At 63.9% G+C, this 14,487-nt stretch carries 14 protein-coding genes; 7 read left to right on the top strand and 7 right to left on the bottom strand.

Going from position 1 to position 14,487, the window contains the following annotated elements; genetic code table 11:
- Positions 1–12: 12 nt before the first annotated feature.
- Positions 13–1,524: a leucyl aminopeptidase gene (locus F3J17_RS20015; protein WP_167062495.1), complete on the bottom strand. Its 1,512-nt coding sequence runs from the start codon at positions 1,522–1,524 to the stop codon at positions 13–15.
- A gap of 134 nt (positions 1,525–1,658) precedes the next feature.
- Between F3J17_RS20015 and lptF the strand changes: the two genes are divergently transcribed.
- From lptF to F3J17_RS20000, 3 genes are read left to right on the top strand one after another with little or no spacing between them, the layout of a single operon-like run.
- Positions 1,659–2,759, top strand: a complete 1,101-nt coding sequence (gene lptF / locus F3J17_RS20010) for an LPS export ABC transporter permease LptF (RefSeq protein WP_167062492.1) — start codon at positions 1,659–1,661, stop codon at positions 2,757–2,759.
- 3 nt (positions 2,760–2,762) lie between these two features.
- Positions 2,763–3,911, top strand: coding sequence for an LPS export ABC transporter permease LptG (lptG, locus tag F3J17_RS20005; protein WP_167062490.1), 1,149 nt, complete (start codon positions 2,763–2,765; stop codon positions 3,909–3,911).
- Positions 3,912–3,934: 23 nt separating this feature from the next.
- Positions 3,935–4,318 carry a CbiX/SirB N-terminal domain-containing protein gene (locus F3J17_RS20000; RefSeq protein WP_167062852.1) on the top strand — a complete coding sequence of 128 codons (384 nt, stop codon included), beginning with the start codon at positions 3,935–3,937 and terminating at the stop codon, positions 4,316–4,318.
- 81 nt (positions 4,319–4,399) lie between these two features.
- Here F3J17_RS20000 and cobA read toward each other — a convergent pair whose 3' ends face one another.
- The 6 genes from cobA to F3J17_RS19970 form a co-directional block, all read right to left on the bottom strand.
- Positions 4,400–5,170, bottom strand: coding sequence for a uroporphyrinogen-III C-methyltransferase (gene cobA, locus F3J17_RS19995; protein WP_167062487.1), 771 nt, complete (start codon positions 5,168–5,170; stop codon positions 4,400–4,402).
- A 36-nt stretch (positions 5,171–5,206) separates the two neighbouring features.
- Positions 5,207–6,523, bottom strand: a complete 1,317-nt coding sequence (locus tag F3J17_RS19990; protein WP_167062484.1) for a GTP-binding protein — start codon at positions 6,521–6,523, stop codon at positions 5,207–5,209.
- 25 nt (positions 6,524–6,548) lie between these two features.
- Complete coding sequence (gene cysD, locus F3J17_RS19985; protein ID WP_027816650.1) at positions 6,549–7,511, bottom strand: sulfate adenylyltransferase subunit CysD; 963 nt, start codon at positions 7,509–7,511, stop codon at positions 6,549–6,551.
- A gap of 112 nt (positions 7,512–7,623) precedes the next feature.
- Complete coding sequence (locus F3J17_RS19980) at positions 7,624–8,412, bottom strand: phosphoadenylyl-sulfate reductase (RefSeq protein ID WP_167062481.1); 789 nt, start codon at positions 8,410–8,412, stop codon at positions 7,624–7,626.
- Positions 8,409–8,942, bottom strand: coding sequence for a DUF934 domain-containing protein (locus F3J17_RS19975; RefSeq protein WP_167062478.1), 534 nt, complete (start codon positions 8,940–8,942; stop codon positions 8,409–8,411). The genes F3J17_RS19980 and F3J17_RS19975 overlap by 4 nt, the downstream gene beginning before the upstream one ends.
- 35 nt (positions 8,943–8,977) lie before the next feature.
- Positions 8,978–10,657 (bottom strand): nitrite/sulfite reductase, encoded by a 1,680-nt coding sequence (locus tag F3J17_RS19970; RefSeq protein WP_167062476.1) that lies wholly within the window; start codon positions 10,655–10,657, stop codon positions 8,978–8,980.
- 234 nt (positions 10,658–10,891) lie between these two features.
- Here F3J17_RS19970 and F3J17_RS19965 point away from each other — a divergent pair, with 234 nt between their 5' ends.
- The 4 genes from F3J17_RS19965 to F3J17_RS19950 all read left to right on the top strand — a co-directional run bounded on the left by F3J17_RS19965 (position 10,892) and on the right by F3J17_RS19950 (position 14,428).
- Positions 10,892–11,833, top strand: a complete 942-nt coding sequence (locus tag F3J17_RS19965) for a CysB family HTH-type transcriptional regulator (RefSeq protein WP_167062473.1) — start codon at positions 10,892–10,894, stop codon at positions 11,831–11,833.
- Between the two features lie 108 nt (positions 11,834–11,941).
- Complete coding sequence (locus tag F3J17_RS19960) at positions 11,942–13,102, top strand: ABC transporter substrate-binding protein (protein ID WP_167062470.1); 1,161 nt, start codon at positions 11,942–11,944, stop codon at positions 13,100–13,102.
- A gap of 271 nt (positions 13,103–13,373) precedes the next feature.
- Positions 13,374–14,027, top strand: coding sequence for a protein-L-isoaspartate O-methyltransferase (locus F3J17_RS19955; protein ID WP_167062467.1), 654 nt, complete (start codon positions 13,374–13,376; stop codon positions 14,025–14,027).
- 77 nt (positions 14,028–14,104) lie between these two features.
- Entirely contained in the window at positions 14,105–14,428 is a 324-nt protein-coding gene (locus F3J17_RS19950; protein WP_167062464.1) for a rhodanese-like domain-containing protein, read from the top strand.
- Positions 14,429–14,487: the final 59 nt, after the last annotated feature.

The raw sequence follows: 14,487 nt of genomic DNA, 5'->3' as shown, positions 1-14,487 counted from the left end.
CTACGTTCAACGTCATTGCGCCGCGCGATCGATCAAGAACTGCGCGAGCAGCGGCACCGGACGACCCGTTGCACCCTTGGCCGCGCCGCCCTTCCATGCCGTACCGGCGATGTCCAGGTGGGCCCACGGATACGCTTCGGTAAAGCGCGACAGGAAGCACGCCGCCGTCACCGCACCGCCCGGACGACCGCCGATATTGGCGATATCCGCGAAGTTCGACTTGAGCTGATCCTGATACTCGTCGTCGAGCGGCAGACGCCAGGCCGGGTCGTTGGCTTCGCGCGAAGCGTCGAGCAGTTCGCCCGCAAGCGCGTCGTCCTTCGAGAACAGGCCGCTGTTGTGGTGGCCAAGAGCGATCACGCAAGCGCCCGTGAGCGTAGCGATGTCGATCACGGCAGCCGGCTTGAAGCGCTCGACATAAGTCAGCGCGTCGCACAGGATCAGGCGGCCTTCGGCGTCGGTGTTGAGCACTTCGACCGTGAGGCCCGCCATCGTCGTGACGATGTCGCCCGGCTTGGTGGCGTTACCGGCCGGCATGTTCTCGCAGGTCGGAATCACGCCGATCACGTTGAGCTTCAGGCCCATTTCCGCGACCGCACGCATCGTGCCCAGCACGGAGCCCGCGCCGCACATGTCGTACTTCATCTCGTCCATGCCCTCGCCGGGCTTGAGCGAGATGCCGCCGGTGTCGAACGTGATGCCCTTGCCGACCAGCACGACCGGCGCAGCCTTGGCGCTGGCGCCCTGGTAGTGCAGCACGATGAACTGCGGCGGCTCGACCGAACCTTTTGTTACAGAAAGAAACGAGCCCATCTTGAGCGCTTCGATCTGGCGCTGGCCCAGCACTTCGGCCTTGAGCTTCCAGTCGCGTGCGAGCTTCTTGGCCGTGGCCGCGAGGTACGTGGGCGTGCAGACGTTGCCCGGCAGATTGCCGAGGTCGCGCGTGAGGTCCATGCCGTTGGCCAGCGCCACGGCCTGCTTGGCCGCGACCTTGGCGGCCTTTTCGTCGGCGGCGTCCACGCTGAAGACCACGCGCTTGAGCGCGCGCTGGGCCACATCGGGCTTGCTCTTCATCTGCGTGAAACGGTAGGTCTCGTTGCGCAGCGCGAGGATCGCGGCGCGCACGCCCCACTCGCCCGAACGTTCCTGGATGGGCAGTTGCGCGAGCGAGAAAGTCACCTGGGCGATGCGCGTGCCGAGAATCGCGCGCCATGCCGCCCGAACCGCTTCGCCATAGGCCTTCTGGCCAAAGGTATCCTGCTTGCCGAGGCCGACCAGCAGCACGCGCGAAGCGCCAATGCCAGTCACTTCCGGCAGGAACAAGGTCGAACCGGGCTTGCCGTCCATGTCGCCGGCCTTGACCACACGGGCGATGGTGCCGCCGAGCGCGCCGTCGATCACGAACGCCGCGCCGGAGAGGGTCTGCGCTTCGAAGACACCGACCACGACGCAATCCGACTTGCCGGTCAGGAAGGGGCCTTCCCCGCCTTTGCTCCAATCACAGGCTTTTATGCTAAAGTCCATCGCGCTTGTCCTCGGATAAAATCAGGGCTTAGGATGAAAGCCGCAATTATCCGCTATTTTTCCCGCGGCGGCTCCTGGGTGGTAGCGCAAGCTGCGCGGCGCCCGGCGCAGGCCGCCCGCCCTGCCCATCTAGAATGATCTTCGAACGTTCCCTGCAGCGCGAACTCGCGTACACGGCCGGCGCCGTGTTCATGGTTCTGCTCACGATCATGCTGACGACGATGATGATCCGCATCGTCGGCTTCGCAGCATCGGGCCAGATCGACCCGCGCGACGTGCTGGTCCTGATCGGCCTGACCGTCATCGGCTATCTCGCCGTGATGCTCATCGTCACGCTTTTCGTGTCGATCCTGTTCGTGCTCACGCGCTGGTACAAGGATTCCGAAATGGTCGTCTGGCTCGCCTCCGGGGTGAGCCTGACGCGCCTCATCAAGCCGATCGCCGTGTTTTCCACGCCGATCATCCTTGCCATCGTGTTCTTCGCCTTCATCGGCTGGCCGTGGTCGAACGCACAGAGCAAGCTGATTCGCGCCCGCTTCCAGCAGCGCGATGAAGTGTCGCTGCTCGCGCCTGGCCAGTTCCGCGAATCGCCCACCACGCACCGTGTCTTCTTCATCGAAAGCATGAGCCCGGACCAGGCGCGCGTGGAGAACGTGTTCGTCACCAGCACGGAAAACGGCAAGGTCAACGTGATCGTGTCGAAGACCGGTCACACGGAGACCACCAAGGACGGCGACCGCTTCATCGTGCTGGAGAATGGCCGCCGCTACGACGGCGAACCGGGCCACCCGGACTTCCGCATCTCCGAGTTCCAGCGTTACGGCGTGAAGATCCAGAGCCAGCCGGTGGTCAATACGCCCACGTCCAGCACCACGTCCACGCCGGATCTGCTGCGCAACCCGACCAACGACAACCTGGGCGAGTTCGCCTGGCGGATGGGCCTGCCGCTGATCGCGATCAATCTGATGCTGCTGGCGATCCCGCTCGCGTACCAGAATCCGCGCCGCAGTCGCACCATCAACCTCGTGATGGCCGTGCTGATTTACCTGACCTATTCGAACCTGCTCAACGTGGTGCAGTCGCAGATCGAGCAAGGCAAGATGGCCTTTGGCGTCGGCCTTGTGATCCTGCACGTCATCGTGCTCGCGCTCGTGGTGTTTATTTTCTGGCTGCGTGTGCGCAACCGGCCGCTCTTTACCCGCGCGATGTTCAGCCGCGCGTCGCAGGGGAACTGACCGATGCGCATTTACGAGAAATACTTTGCGCGCCAGGTCTACCTGACGTTCATCTTCATTCTGTTCGCCTTCTCCGGCCTGTTCTTCTTCTTCGACCTGATCAACGAACTGAACTCGGTCGGCCACGGCAACTATAAGTTCACCTACGCGGTGCTGCGCGTGGCGCTGCAGGCGCCGTCGCGGCTCTATGAAATCATTCCGGTCGCCGCGCTGATCGCCGCGATCTACGTGTTCGCGCAGATGGCGGCGAGCTCGGAATTCACGATCTTCCGCGTCTCGGGTCTGGCGACCGGTCAGGCGCTGCGCTCGCTGCTCAAGATTGGCATTCCGCTGGTGCTGCTCACTTACCTGATCGGCGAAGTGGTCGGTCCGTACACGGATCAGCTTTCCGAGAAGGTGCGTCTGGAAGCGCTCGGTTCGGCGGTCTCGACGGACTTCAAGTCGGGCGTCTGGGTCAAGGACACGCTCACCAAGCGCGCCGATGGCGAACAGGCCACGCGTTTCGTCAACGTCGGCCAGCTGCTGCCCGATGCGACCATCACCAACGTGCGCATCTACGAATTCGATTCGCAGTTCCGTCTCTCGAACGTGCGCGTGGCGCAAAGCGGCAAGTTCCAGCCGCCGGGCCACTGGCTGCTCAAGGACGTGACGGACACCGAACTGATCAGCGTGCCGCCGCCGCAGAACCAGCCGAGCGACGCGCTCGCGCCGATCTATCGCGCGACGCAGACGTCGACGCCCGAATATTCGCTGCGCTCGGAACTCACGCCGCAGATTCTGTCGGTGCTGCTGGTGTCGCCGGACCGTATGTCGATGTTCAATCTGTTCCGCTACATCCAGCATTTGACCGAGAACCACCAGGACACGCAGCGCTATGAAATCGCGCTGTGGCGCAAGCTGCTCTACCCGTTTGCGGTGTTCGTGATGCTGGTGCTGTCGCTGCCGTTTGCGTATCTGCATACGCGCGCGGGCGTCGTGGGCGTGAAGGTGTTCGGCGGGATCATGCTGGGTATGAGCTTCCAGCTCGTCAACACGCTGTTCTCGCACATCGGCAATCTGAACACGTGGCCCGCGCCGCTCACGGCGGCCACTCCAGCGTTGATCTATCTGGCGCTGGGGCTGTTGGGCCTGAAGTGGGTGGATCGACACTGACGGGGTTGGCGATGAGCACGGCGATAAACACGCACGGCATGATCCTCTTCGGCCACGGCGCGCGCGACGCGCGCTGGAAAGAGCCGTTCACGCGTCTCGCCGCCAAGCTGGCCGCTGCGCGTGCGTCGCAAGGCAAGGCTGGTCCCGTCGATCTCGCGTTTCTCGAACTGATGACGCCGAGCTTGCCCGAAGCCATCGCCGCACAGGTCGCGCAAGGCGTCACGACGATCACCGTGGTGCCGGTGTTCTTCGGTCAGGGCGGGCATATCCGCCGCGATCTGCCCGAACTCATCGCGCAGTGCCAGACCGCGCATCCCAGCATCAAGATCGAATGCGCGACGGCGGTGGGCGAAGACGATGGCGTGCTCGACGCGATCGTGCAGTATTGCCTCACGCAGCACGCCTGAAAACCGACGCCGTAAACGCAAGAAGGGCCGCTTTTCAGCGGCCCTTCTGCTTTCTTATGGCACAACCCCCGTCTTGATCCTTCAGGCGGCCAGCGCGTTCGCTCCTGACTCGCCGACATCGTCGGCATCGGCCTGCTGCCCTGCCCGCTCGGCGAATGCCTCGCCGATCATCAGCAGGCTCGGCTGCGCCGCATCGAGCCAGTCCTGCGCCTCGCCCGCCGCCAGCCGTGCCAGCGTCAACGTGAGCATGCGCTCGCGCGGCGTGCTGCACGCTTCGACGATGGCTACCGGCGTGGTGCCCGGACGGCCCGCGTCGATCAGCTGCTGCGCGATATCGGGTGCGCTGTCGCGGCCCATGTAGAACACCAGCGAATCGGCGTTCACGTGTTCGCGGATCTCGTCGCTGCCAGCCGCGCGCGAATACGTGGCCAGCGCCACGCTGCGCGACACGCCACGCAGCGTCAGCGAGCGCTGCAGCGTCGCCGCACTGGCGAGCGCCGCCGTAATGCCCGGCACGACTTCGAATTCGATGCCCGCCGCTTCCAGCGCGCGCATCTCTTCATCCGCGCGACCGAACAGCATCGGATCGCCGCCCTTCAGACGCACGACGACGTCGTGCTCGCGCGCCGCGTCCACCAGCTGCTTGTTGATGAACTGCTGCGCCGTCGAGCGCTGGCCGCAGCGCTTGCCGACCGCGATGAACTTCGCGTCTTGCGGCGCGTAGTCGAGCATCGCCGGTTCGACCAGCGCGTCGTGCAGCACGACCTGCGCCTGACCCAGCAGGCGCGCGCCGCGTACGGTGATGAGATCCGCGGCGCCCGGTCCGGCGCCGATCAGATAGACCTTACCCATGTTTCAGAACCCTGTATCGACCGGAGCGACAGCGTCTTAGGCCGTCAGCGCGCGGATCATGCCCGCAGCCACCGTGTGGTGCGTCGCCTCGTCGATGAGGACGAACGCGCCGGTGCCGGGATGCACATCATACAGGTCCGCGACCACCGGCTTTTGCAGCGTCAGCGAAACGCGGCCGATGTCGTTCATGGCGAGGTTCTGGCGGTCCACGGCGTGCGACAGTGTATGCACGTCGAGCACTTCCTTGATCGCGCCGATCTTCGCGAACACCGTGCTGGTGGTCTGCTTGAGCAGATACTTGCGCTGCGTCGAGAGCGGCTCTTCGTCGAACCAGCAGAGGTCCGCTTCGAGCTTCTTCGCCGGTTGCGTTTCGTCGCTGGCCGGAACAAACGTATCGCCGCGCGACACGTCGACGTCTTCCGTCAGGCGGATCGTGACCGTCTGGCCCGCGAAGGCGCGATCGACCTGCGCCGTGCCGCCTGGCACCGGCGCGATGATTTCCGCGACCGTCGCTGCGCGGCCAGCCGGCAGCACCGTGATGTTGTCGCCGAGCTTCACTTCGCCCGCTTCGATACGGCCCATGTAGCCGCGGAAGTCGTCGGCGCTCGAACCGTCCTGGCGCGCAACCCACTGCACCGGGAAACGCAGCGCGTCGCCCGTCGCCTGCGCGACCGGCAGTGCTTCCAGCAGATCGAGCAGCGGCTCGCCCGCATACCAGGGCATGCGCTCGCTCGCGCCGACGATGTTGTCGCCCTTGAGCGCCGACACCGGCACGAAACGCACGTTGCTCAGACCCAGTTGACGCGCGAGTTCAACATACGCTTCGCGGATCAGGTTGAAGGTGGCTTCGCTGTAATCGACCAGATCCATCTTGTTGATGGCGACGATCACGTGCTGCAGGCCCAGCAGCTTGACGATGGCGCTGTGGCGCTTGGTCTGCGGCAGCAGTTGCGTGACGCCGTTTTCAACCGTCACGCGCGTGGGGTCGATCAGGATGATCGCGGCGTGCGCCGTCGATGCGCCCGTGACCATGTTGCGCGTGTACTGCTCGTGACCGGGGGTATCGGCGATGATGAACTTGCGTTTAGCCGTGGCGAAGTAGCGATATGCCACGTCGATCGTGATGCCCTGCTCGCGCTCGGCTTCGAGGCCGTCCGTGAGCAGCGAGAGATCGATTTCGTCGCCGACGGTGCGCTTGTTCTTCGCACGCGAGAGCGCCGAGAGTTGATCCGAGAGAACCGCCTTGCTGTCATACAGCAGGCGGCCGATCAGCGTGCTCTTGCCGTCGTCCACACTGCCCGCCGTGATGAAGCGCAGCACGCCGAGGTCTTCAGGTTGATGCGTCGTAACCATGTCTAATCTTTCCTCTGCGTGCTCTTTAGAAATAACCTTGCTTCTTGCGCTGTTCCATCGCGGCTTCCGACGCCTGGTCGTCCATGCGCGTGGCGCCGCGTTCCGTGATTTCGGTCACGGCCGTTTCAGCGATGATCTTCTCGACGTTGTCGGCATCGCTTGCCACCGGGCAGGTGCAGCTGATGTCGCCCACGGTACGGAAACGCACCTGCGCCATTTCGCTGACTTCGCCTTCCTTCATCGGCGTGAGCGGCGTGACCGGCACGAGCAGGCCGTTACGGCGCACGATCTCGCGCTGGTGCGCGTAGTAGATCGACGGCAGTTCGAGCTTTTCGCGCTCGATGTATTGCCACACATCGAGTTCGGTCCAGTTCGAGATCGGGAACACGCGCAGGTGTTCGCCGTTGTGCAGGCGCGCGTTGTACAGGCTCCAGAGTTCCGGGCGCTGCGCCTTCGGGTCCCACTGACCGAATTCGTCGCGGAACGAGAAGATGCGCTCTTTTGCGCGGGCCTTCTCTTCGTCGCGGCGCGCACCGCCGATCATCGCCGTGTAGCCGTATTCTTCGATGGTTTCGAGCAGCGTGACCGCTTGCGCGGCGTTGCGCGAATCGGTTTCGCGGCGCAGGCGCACCGTGCCCTTCTTGATCGAATCTTCGACGTGACCCACCACGAGTTCCGCGCCGATTTCAGCAGCACGACGATCGCGGAAATCGATCACTTCTTCGTAGTTGTGGCCCGTATCGATGTGCACGAGCGGGAACGGCAGCGAGGTCTTGCGGTTCGCGCCCAGGCCAAACGCCTTCAGCGCGAGTGCGAGCACGACCACCGAATCCTTGCCGCCCGAGAACAGCAGCGCGGGCTTGCTGCACTCGGCAACGAGTTCGCGCAGGATGTGGATCGACTCGGCTTCGAGCCAGTCGAGATGGTCCATGCGGTTCGCCGTGACCTGAAGCGGCGCGTTCACTGCGGAGTCGAGCGTCGTGCTCATGTTCGGAATCCTTCGTCTGATCGCGCCCCGCTCTCAAAACAAGGCGCGTTACTCTGTATTCGACTTCGCTACCGTTCGCTATAACGCTGAAAGCGGCGCGAAAACTTCAATCTTAGCTCGCGTTGCCGATTGCGGAAACCAGCGGCGAAGCCTCGCCGGAAGCGTCCACCACCGGAATCGCGGAAACCGACGTGATGTGCAGCCCGCATTCCTTCGTATCGCGCGACTCCCACCACCAGCGGCCCGCGCGGCTATCTTCGCCGGGACGGATCGCACGCGTGCAGGGCTCGCAACCGATGCTCGGATAGCCGCGCGCATGCAGCGGGTTCACCGGCACCGCGAAGGCGCGCAGGTAGTCCCACACATCGGCTTCGGTCCAGTCCGCGAGCGGATTGAACTTGTCGATGTTGCGGGCTTCGTCGCGTTCTTCCTCGTGCAGTTCCGCGCGCGTGACCGACTGCTCGCGGCGCTGGCCCGTGACCCACGCCGACACGCCCGACAGCGCGCGATTGAGCGGTTCGACCTTGCGGATCTCGCAGCAGCGCTTGCGCAGATCGACGCTTTCATAGAAAGCATTCAGACCGTGCTGCGTGACGTATTCGTCGATGGCGTCCTGCTGCGGACGGAACTGCTCAATCTCGTAGCCATAACGCTCGCGCACCGTGTCGATCATGCCAACGGTTTCGGCGTGCAGGCGGCCCGTGTTGAGCGAGAAGATGCCGATCTTCACACCGCGCGACAGGATCGCGTGGGTGAGCAGCATGTCTTCGGCGGCGAGGCTGCTGGCTAGCTTGACGTCGGTGTGACGTGCGGCGATCGAATCGAGCAGCGTATCCAGACGCTCGATCTTCGCCTGCAGGTCAGCCGAGACTTCGCTGGCTGCGGTAGAGACGGTGCTCATGCTGCTGCGCCCGCTTGTGCCAGACGGCGGCGGAACAGCGGCGACGGCTCGTCGAACGCGCCCTGGTATTGCACGGTGAATTCCGTGAACGCCTTCAGCGCGTCGTTGATGTCCTTGTCGGCGCGCGGTGCGTAGGCGTCGAAGCCGCAGCGCTCGTAGAAGCGCAACTGGTCGCGCAGCACATCGCCGATCGCGCGGATTTCGCCCTTGTAGCCATAACGCTCGCGCAGCAGACGCGCGATCGAATAGCCGCGGCCATCGCGGAACACGGGGAAGTCGATTGCGATCAGCGCGACCTTGTCGAAGTCGGCGACGACGTCGGCCGGTTCGCTGTCCGGCGCGAGCCACACGCCAAGCTCATCCTTGCCGCGCGCGGCCAGCGCGTCGCGGTTGGCCTGCCAGTACGCGAACGGAACCAGCACCTTGCCCGCGGGCAGCGCGGCCACGTCGGGCAGCACGCCGTCTTCGGCGGCGCGCACGACCTGCCAGCTATCTTCAACGATCTCGCGATTCTTGATGATCAATGCCATTGCTATCTCTCGTAACTCGTCTCGTGTCTCGTTGATCAGGCGTGGGCCGGCTGGCGCGAGGCGTACACGCGCTCCTTGAACGGGGCCATGCCGATGCGGTCGTACGTGTCGATGAAACGCTCGCCGTCGATGCGGTTTTCGACGAACGTGTCGATCACCTTCGACACCACGTCCGGCATTTCTTCCGCCGAGAACGACGGGCCGATCACGCGGCCAAGGCGCGCGCCATTGGCGCCCGTGCCCTGCTCGCCGCCGAGCGTGACCTGGTACCACTCCGAACCGTCCTTATCCACGCCCAGCACGCCGATATTGCCGACGTGGTGATGACCGCACGCATTGATGCAGCCCGAGATGTTGAACGTCAGGTCGCCCAGGTCGTAGACGAAGTCGAGGTTGTCGAAACGCTCCTGGATCGCCAGCGCGATGGGGATCGACTTCGCATTCGCGAGCGAGCAGAAGTCGCCGCCCGGGCACGCGATGATGTCGGTCAACAGGCCGATGTTCGCCGTCGCGAAACCTTGCTCCTTGGCCTTTTCCCACAGCGCGAACAGATCGCGCTTCTTCACATCGGCGAGGATCAGGTTCTGCTCGTGCGAGACGCGGATCTGGCCGAACGAGTATTCGTCGGCCCAGTCGGCCACGGCTTCCATCTGCTTGTCGGTGGCGTCGCCCGGCGCGATGTTGCGCGGCTTGAGCGAGATCGTCACCGATGCGTAACCCGGCACGCGATGCGGGCGCGTATTGCGCTCGACCCAGCGCGCGAAGGCGCGGTTTTCCAGCAGATGCTTTTCGTACGAGGTATCCGTATCGGCGAGCTTTTCGTAGACCGGCGGCACGAAATATTGCGAGACGCGATCGACTTCAGCCTGCGTGAGCGTCGACGGGCCATCCTTCAGGTGCTGCCACTCCTCTTCCACTTGCTGCGCGAACTTCTCGGGCGAGAGCGCCTTCACGAGGATCTTGATACGCGCCTTGTAGAGGTTGTCGCGGCGGCCGTAGCGGTTGTACACACGCAGCACGGCTTCGCAGTAGGTCAGCAGATGCTGCCACGGCAGATTGCGCTTGATGATCGCGCCGATGATCGGCGTGCGGCCCAGACCACCACCCGCGAGGATGCTGGCGACCACTTCGCCCTGCTCGTTGCGTTCCAGATAGACGCCCAGATCGTGGATCTGCACGGCGGCGCGGTCTTCCTTCGAACCCGAGACAGCAATCTTGAACTTGCGGGGCAGCCACGCGAATTCGGGGTGGAACGTCGACCATTGACGCATGATCTCGGCCCACGGGCGCGGATCGACGACTTCGTCGGGCGTCACGCCCGCGAACTGGTCGGCGGTGATGTTGCGGATGCAGTTGCCCGACGTCTGGATGCCGTGCATCTGGACCGAAGCAAGCTTGGCGAGGATTTCGGGCGTTTCTTCGAGCTTGATCCAGTTGTACTGGATGTTCGAGCGCGTCGAGAAGTGGCCGTATTCGCGGTCGTGCTCGCGCGCAATCTGGCCGAGCATGCGCAACTGGTCGCTACGCAGATTGCCGTACGGAATCGCGACGCGAAGCATGTAGGCGTGGCGCTGGTAGTACAGGCCGTTCTGCAGACGCAGCGGGCGGAATTCTTCTTCGCTCAATTCGCCCGACAGGCGGCGGCGAACCTGGTCGCTGTATTGCGCGACGCGCTCGTCGACGATGGTCTGGTCGTACTGATCGTATTGGTACATTCGGGGACCCCAGGGTTGTATCAATCGCGGCGTTCCGGTTACGCCACGTTCTCCGACTTCGACTTAGCCCGTTCTGGTCCTGCTACCTCGCAGCCGGCCGGCGCCTTCAAATCGCCGGTCATTTGCTAATGACCAAAACAGATATCCATATTGGAAAAGTTGGGGAAATGGTAATAAACTCGCCTTATATTTCAAACGATCTAAAAATCAGGTTGATATGCCAAGGGGTTATATATGAACCTCCACCAGTTCCGCTTCGTCCGCGAGGCCGTACGACAGAATTTCAACCTCACGGAAGCGGCCAAGGCACTGTATACAAGCCAGCCGGGCGTCTCGAAGGCGATCATCGAGCTCGAGGACGAATTAGGGGTCGAAATCTTCACTCGCCACGGCAAGCGCGTGCGCTCGCTCACGGAACCGGGCCGGATCATCCTGGCCTCGGTCGAGCGCATCCTCCAGGAAGTGGAGAGCCTCAAGCGCGTCGGCAAGGACTATGCGGCCCAGGACCAGGGCAACCTGGTGATCGCGGCCACGCACACCCAGGCGCGCTACTCGCTGCCCGCGGCCATCGCCGAGTTCAAGCGGCGCTTCCCGAAGGTGCATCTGTCGATCCTGCAAGGCAGCCCCACGCAGGTCGCGGAAATGGTGTTGCACGACCAGGCCGACCTGGCGATCGCCACCGAAGCCATCTCCAACTATAAGGAACTGGTCTCGCTGCCCTGCTTCACCTGGCACCACGTGGCCGTGATGCTGCCCGATCACCCGTTGCTGGAGCGCAAGCCGCTCTCGCTCGACGATCTGGCCCAATATCCGCTGATCACCTACGACAACGCCTTCGCGGGCCGCACCAAGATCAACGAGGCGTTTCGCCTGCGTGGCCTGCAACCGGACATCGTGCTCGAAGCCATCGACGCCGACGTGATCAAGACCTATGTCGAACTGGGTCTGGGCGTGGGGATCATGGCCGATATCGCCTTCAACGCCGAACGCGACCGCCATCTGCGCGCCGTGCCCGTCGGCCATCTGTTCGGCAGCAACGTGACGCGCGTGGCGCTCAAGCAGGGCGCGTATCTGCGCAGTTATGTCTACACGCTGGTCGAACTGCTCTCGCCGACCCTGAACCGCAAGCTGATCGAACAGGCGCTCAAGGGCGAACACGAGACTTACGAACTGTAAAAATCGCGGCGGTCGCGCCACTGTGCGCCGCCGCAGTTCGCTGTTAGTTGCATCGCATCGCTAGATAACAACACGCTTCTCGCTTTTTTCCTTCCTGGAGACCGCTGCATGAAGTCGTATCTACGTCCTTGCCTGACGGCCTGCGCGCTCGCGCTGGCCGCGATCGCCCCCGCCGCGCACGCCGACCTGAAAGTCGGTATCGACCTGTCGAGCACCGGCCCTGCCGCCGCCATCGGCATCACCAGCAAGAACGCGATGCTGATGTGGCCGCCGACCATCGCGGGGCAAAAGGCCGAGTACATCGTGCTCGACGACGGCTCGGACCCGGGCGCGGCCGTGCGCAACATCCGCAAGCTCATCAACGAAGATCATGTGGACGTGATCGTCGGGCCGAACATCACGCCCGCCGCGCTCGCGGCGCTCGATGCCGTCGCCGAAAGCAAGACGCCGATGATTACGTTGGTGGGTTCCGCCTCCGTGGTCGAGCCGCAGCAAGGCACGCGCGTCTGGGCGTTCAAGATGGCGCAGACGGACGCCGCGATGGCCGACGTGATGACGCGCTACATGGCCGCGCATGGCGTGAAGACGGTGGGCTTCATCGGCTTCGCGGACAGTTATGGCGATAGCTGGCTCAACGAATTCACGAAGTTCGCCAAGGAACGCAACATCCAGATCGTGGCGAGCGAGCGCTTCAATCGCACCGATGCGAGCGTGACCGGCCAGATCCTCAAGCTGATCGCCGCGAAGCCGGACGCCGTGCTGATCGCCGGCGCGGGCACGCCCACGGTGCTGCCGCAGCGCACGCTGGTCGAGCGTGGCTACAAGGGCGCGATCTATCAGACGCACGGCATCGCCACGCCAGAATTCATCAAGCTCGGCGGCAAGGATGTCGAGGGCACGCTGTTCCCGACCCAACCGGTGGTGGTCGCGCGCACGCTGCCCGCCGATCAACCGGCGCAGAAGTCGGCGCTGGCTTTCGTAGACGCTTACGAAGCCAAATACGGCCCAGGCACGGTCACGCAGTTCGCGGGCGACGCGGCGGGCGTGTATCCGCGCCTGCAGGACGCCGTGGCGCGTGCGCTGAAGACCGCGCAGCCGGGCAGCGAGGCGTTCCGGGTTGCGCTGCGCAGCGAGCTCGAACACGCGCACGAAGTGGTCGTTCCCAACGGCGTAGTCAACACCAGCGAGAAGGACCATGTGGGTCTGGACCAGCGCGCGAGCGTGATGGGCACGATACGCGGCGGGAAGTTCGTGTATCTGGGGCAGTAGGCGGGCGCAGGACACGGGCAGGCTCACACGCCCTGCCCGTCACCACTCAATCGATCGAGCCGGGCCAGCGCCGCGACGTGTGGAGCACGCGCACGACCGCCACGCGCGGATCACGGGTCCGGGAGAAGTCGAATATCGCTGCGTGTTTTCCCCTGTCGGTGGCAAGGCGCGGCGCGAAAGCCCTTTGGTACAATCTCGCGGTTGCCTGGCACCGTTTTTAGCGTCCGGTTGCCTGCCCAGAATCCGAAAGAACCCCCAACGCCGAGTCACCATGAACATCGAACAAGCGCGTTTCAACATGATCGAACAGCAAATCCGCCCCTGGGAGGTGCTCGACCAGGACGTGCTGAATCTGCTCTCGATCGTCAAGCGTGAGCACTTCGTCCCCGCCGCCTATGCGGATCTCGCCTTTGCAGACCTCCAGTTGCCGCTGCCCAATGGCCAGCACATGCTGCATCCGCGCGTCGAAGCGCGCATGCTGCAGGAACTCGCGGTGAAGAAGCATGAAAACGTGCTGGAGATCGGCGCGGGTTCGGGTTACATGGCGGCGCTGCTGGCGCACCGCGCCCAGAAGGTCGTGACGGTCGAAATCGATACGGAACTGGCCGAATTCGCGCGCGCGAACTTCGTCAAGAACGGCGTGCTCAATGCCGAAGTCGTGCAAGGCGACGCCTCGCGCGGCTGGGCGGCGAACGCGCCCTACGATGTGATCTGCGTCTCGGGCGGCCTGCCCGTCGTGCCGCAGGAACTGCTCGAACAACTGAAGGTGGGCGGCCGTCTGGCCGCGTTCGTCGGCGGCGCGCCGGTCATGGAAGCGCAGATCATCACGCGCATGGACGACAAGCAATACCGCGTCGCCAGCGTCTTCGAAACCTATGTCGAAGCGCTCGAAAACGCCGTCCAGCCGTCGCGTTTCAAGTTCTAAAACCGGTTTTACTACCGGTTCATCGTCGAAGCCGGGCCATGCGCCCGGCCGGTTCATTCCAGAGAATTGAGTCTTCCATGCAGATCCTGACCGCCCCCGCCCTCGCCGAATGGCTCGCCGATTCCTCGCGCCCCGCTCCCGTCCTGCTCGACGTGCGCGAGCCGTGGGAGATCGAAACGGCGAAGATCGACGGCATCGTTTCGATCCCGATGGCGCAGATCCCCGCGCGCAGCGAGGAACTGGATGACGAAGCGGAAGTCGTCTGCATCTGCCATCACGGCGCTCGCAGCGCCCAGGTTGCGATGTTCCTGGAGTCGCGCGGCTTCACGAAGGTGTTCAACCTGCAAGGCGGCATCGACGCCTGGTCGCGTCAGGTTGACCCTAAAGTGCCGACGTACTGATCACACCCCCATCGCGGCGCGTTTCGCCGTACAGATGCGCAAAGGGCGCGGCTTGCACA

This window comes from Burkholderia sp. Ax-1719 (genome assembly GCF_011753055.1).
In the GTDB taxonomy this organism is placed as follows: domain Bacteria; phylum Pseudomonadota; class Gammaproteobacteria; order Burkholderiales; family Burkholderiaceae; genus Paraburkholderia.
Note: the sequence above shows the minus strand (reverse complement) of the source record. Positions and strands in the feature narration are given on the sequence as shown.

Bases quoted from the DNA above. Each gene is read 5' to 3' on its own strand.
- F3J17_RS20015 (WP_167062495.1), bottom strand. From the start codon at position 1,524: ATGGACTTTAGCATAAAAGCCTGTGATTGGAGCAAAGGCGGGGAAGGC.
- lptF (WP_167062492.1), top strand. From the start codon at position 1,659: ATGATCTTCGAACGTTCCCTGCAGCGCGAACTCGCGTACACGGCCGGC.
- lptG (WP_167062490.1), top strand. From the start codon at position 2,763: ATGCGCATTTACGAGAAATACTTTGCGCGCCAGGTCTACCTGACGTTC.
- cobA (WP_167062487.1), bottom strand. From the start codon at position 5,170: ATGGGTAAGGTCTATCTGATCGGCGCCGGACCGGGCGCCGCGGATCTC.
- F3J17_RS19990 (WP_167062484.1), bottom strand. From the start codon at position 6,523: ATGGTTACGACGCATCAACCTGAAGACCTCGGCGTGCTGCGCTTCATC.
- cysD (WP_027816650.1), bottom strand. From the start codon at position 7,511: ATGAGCACGACGCTCGACTCCGCAGTGAACGCGCCGCTTCAGGTCACG.
- F3J17_RS19980 (WP_167062481.1), bottom strand. From the start codon at position 8,412: ATGAGCACCGTCTCTACCGCAGCCAGCGAAGTCTCGGCTGACCTGCAG.
- F3J17_RS19975 (WP_167062478.1), bottom strand. From the start codon at position 8,942: ATGGCATTGATCATCAAGAATCGCGAGATCGTTGAAGATAGCTGGCAG.
- F3J17_RS19970 (WP_167062476.1), bottom strand. From the start codon at position 10,657: ATGTACCAATACGATCAGTACGACCAGACCATCGTCGACGAGCGCGTC.
- F3J17_RS19965 (WP_167062473.1), top strand. From the start codon at position 10,892: ATGAACCTCCACCAGTTCCGCTTCGTCCGCGAGGCCGTACGACAGAAT.
- F3J17_RS19960 (WP_167062470.1), top strand. From the start codon at position 11,942: ATGAAGTCGTATCTACGTCCTTGCCTGACGGCCTGCGCGCTCGCGCTG.
- F3J17_RS19955 (WP_167062467.1), top strand. From the start codon at position 13,374: ATGAACATCGAACAAGCGCGTTTCAACATGATCGAACAGCAAATCCGC.
- F3J17_RS19950 (WP_167062464.1), top strand. From the start codon at position 14,105: ATGCAGATCCTGACCGCCCCCGCCCTCGCCGAATGGCTCGCCGATTCC.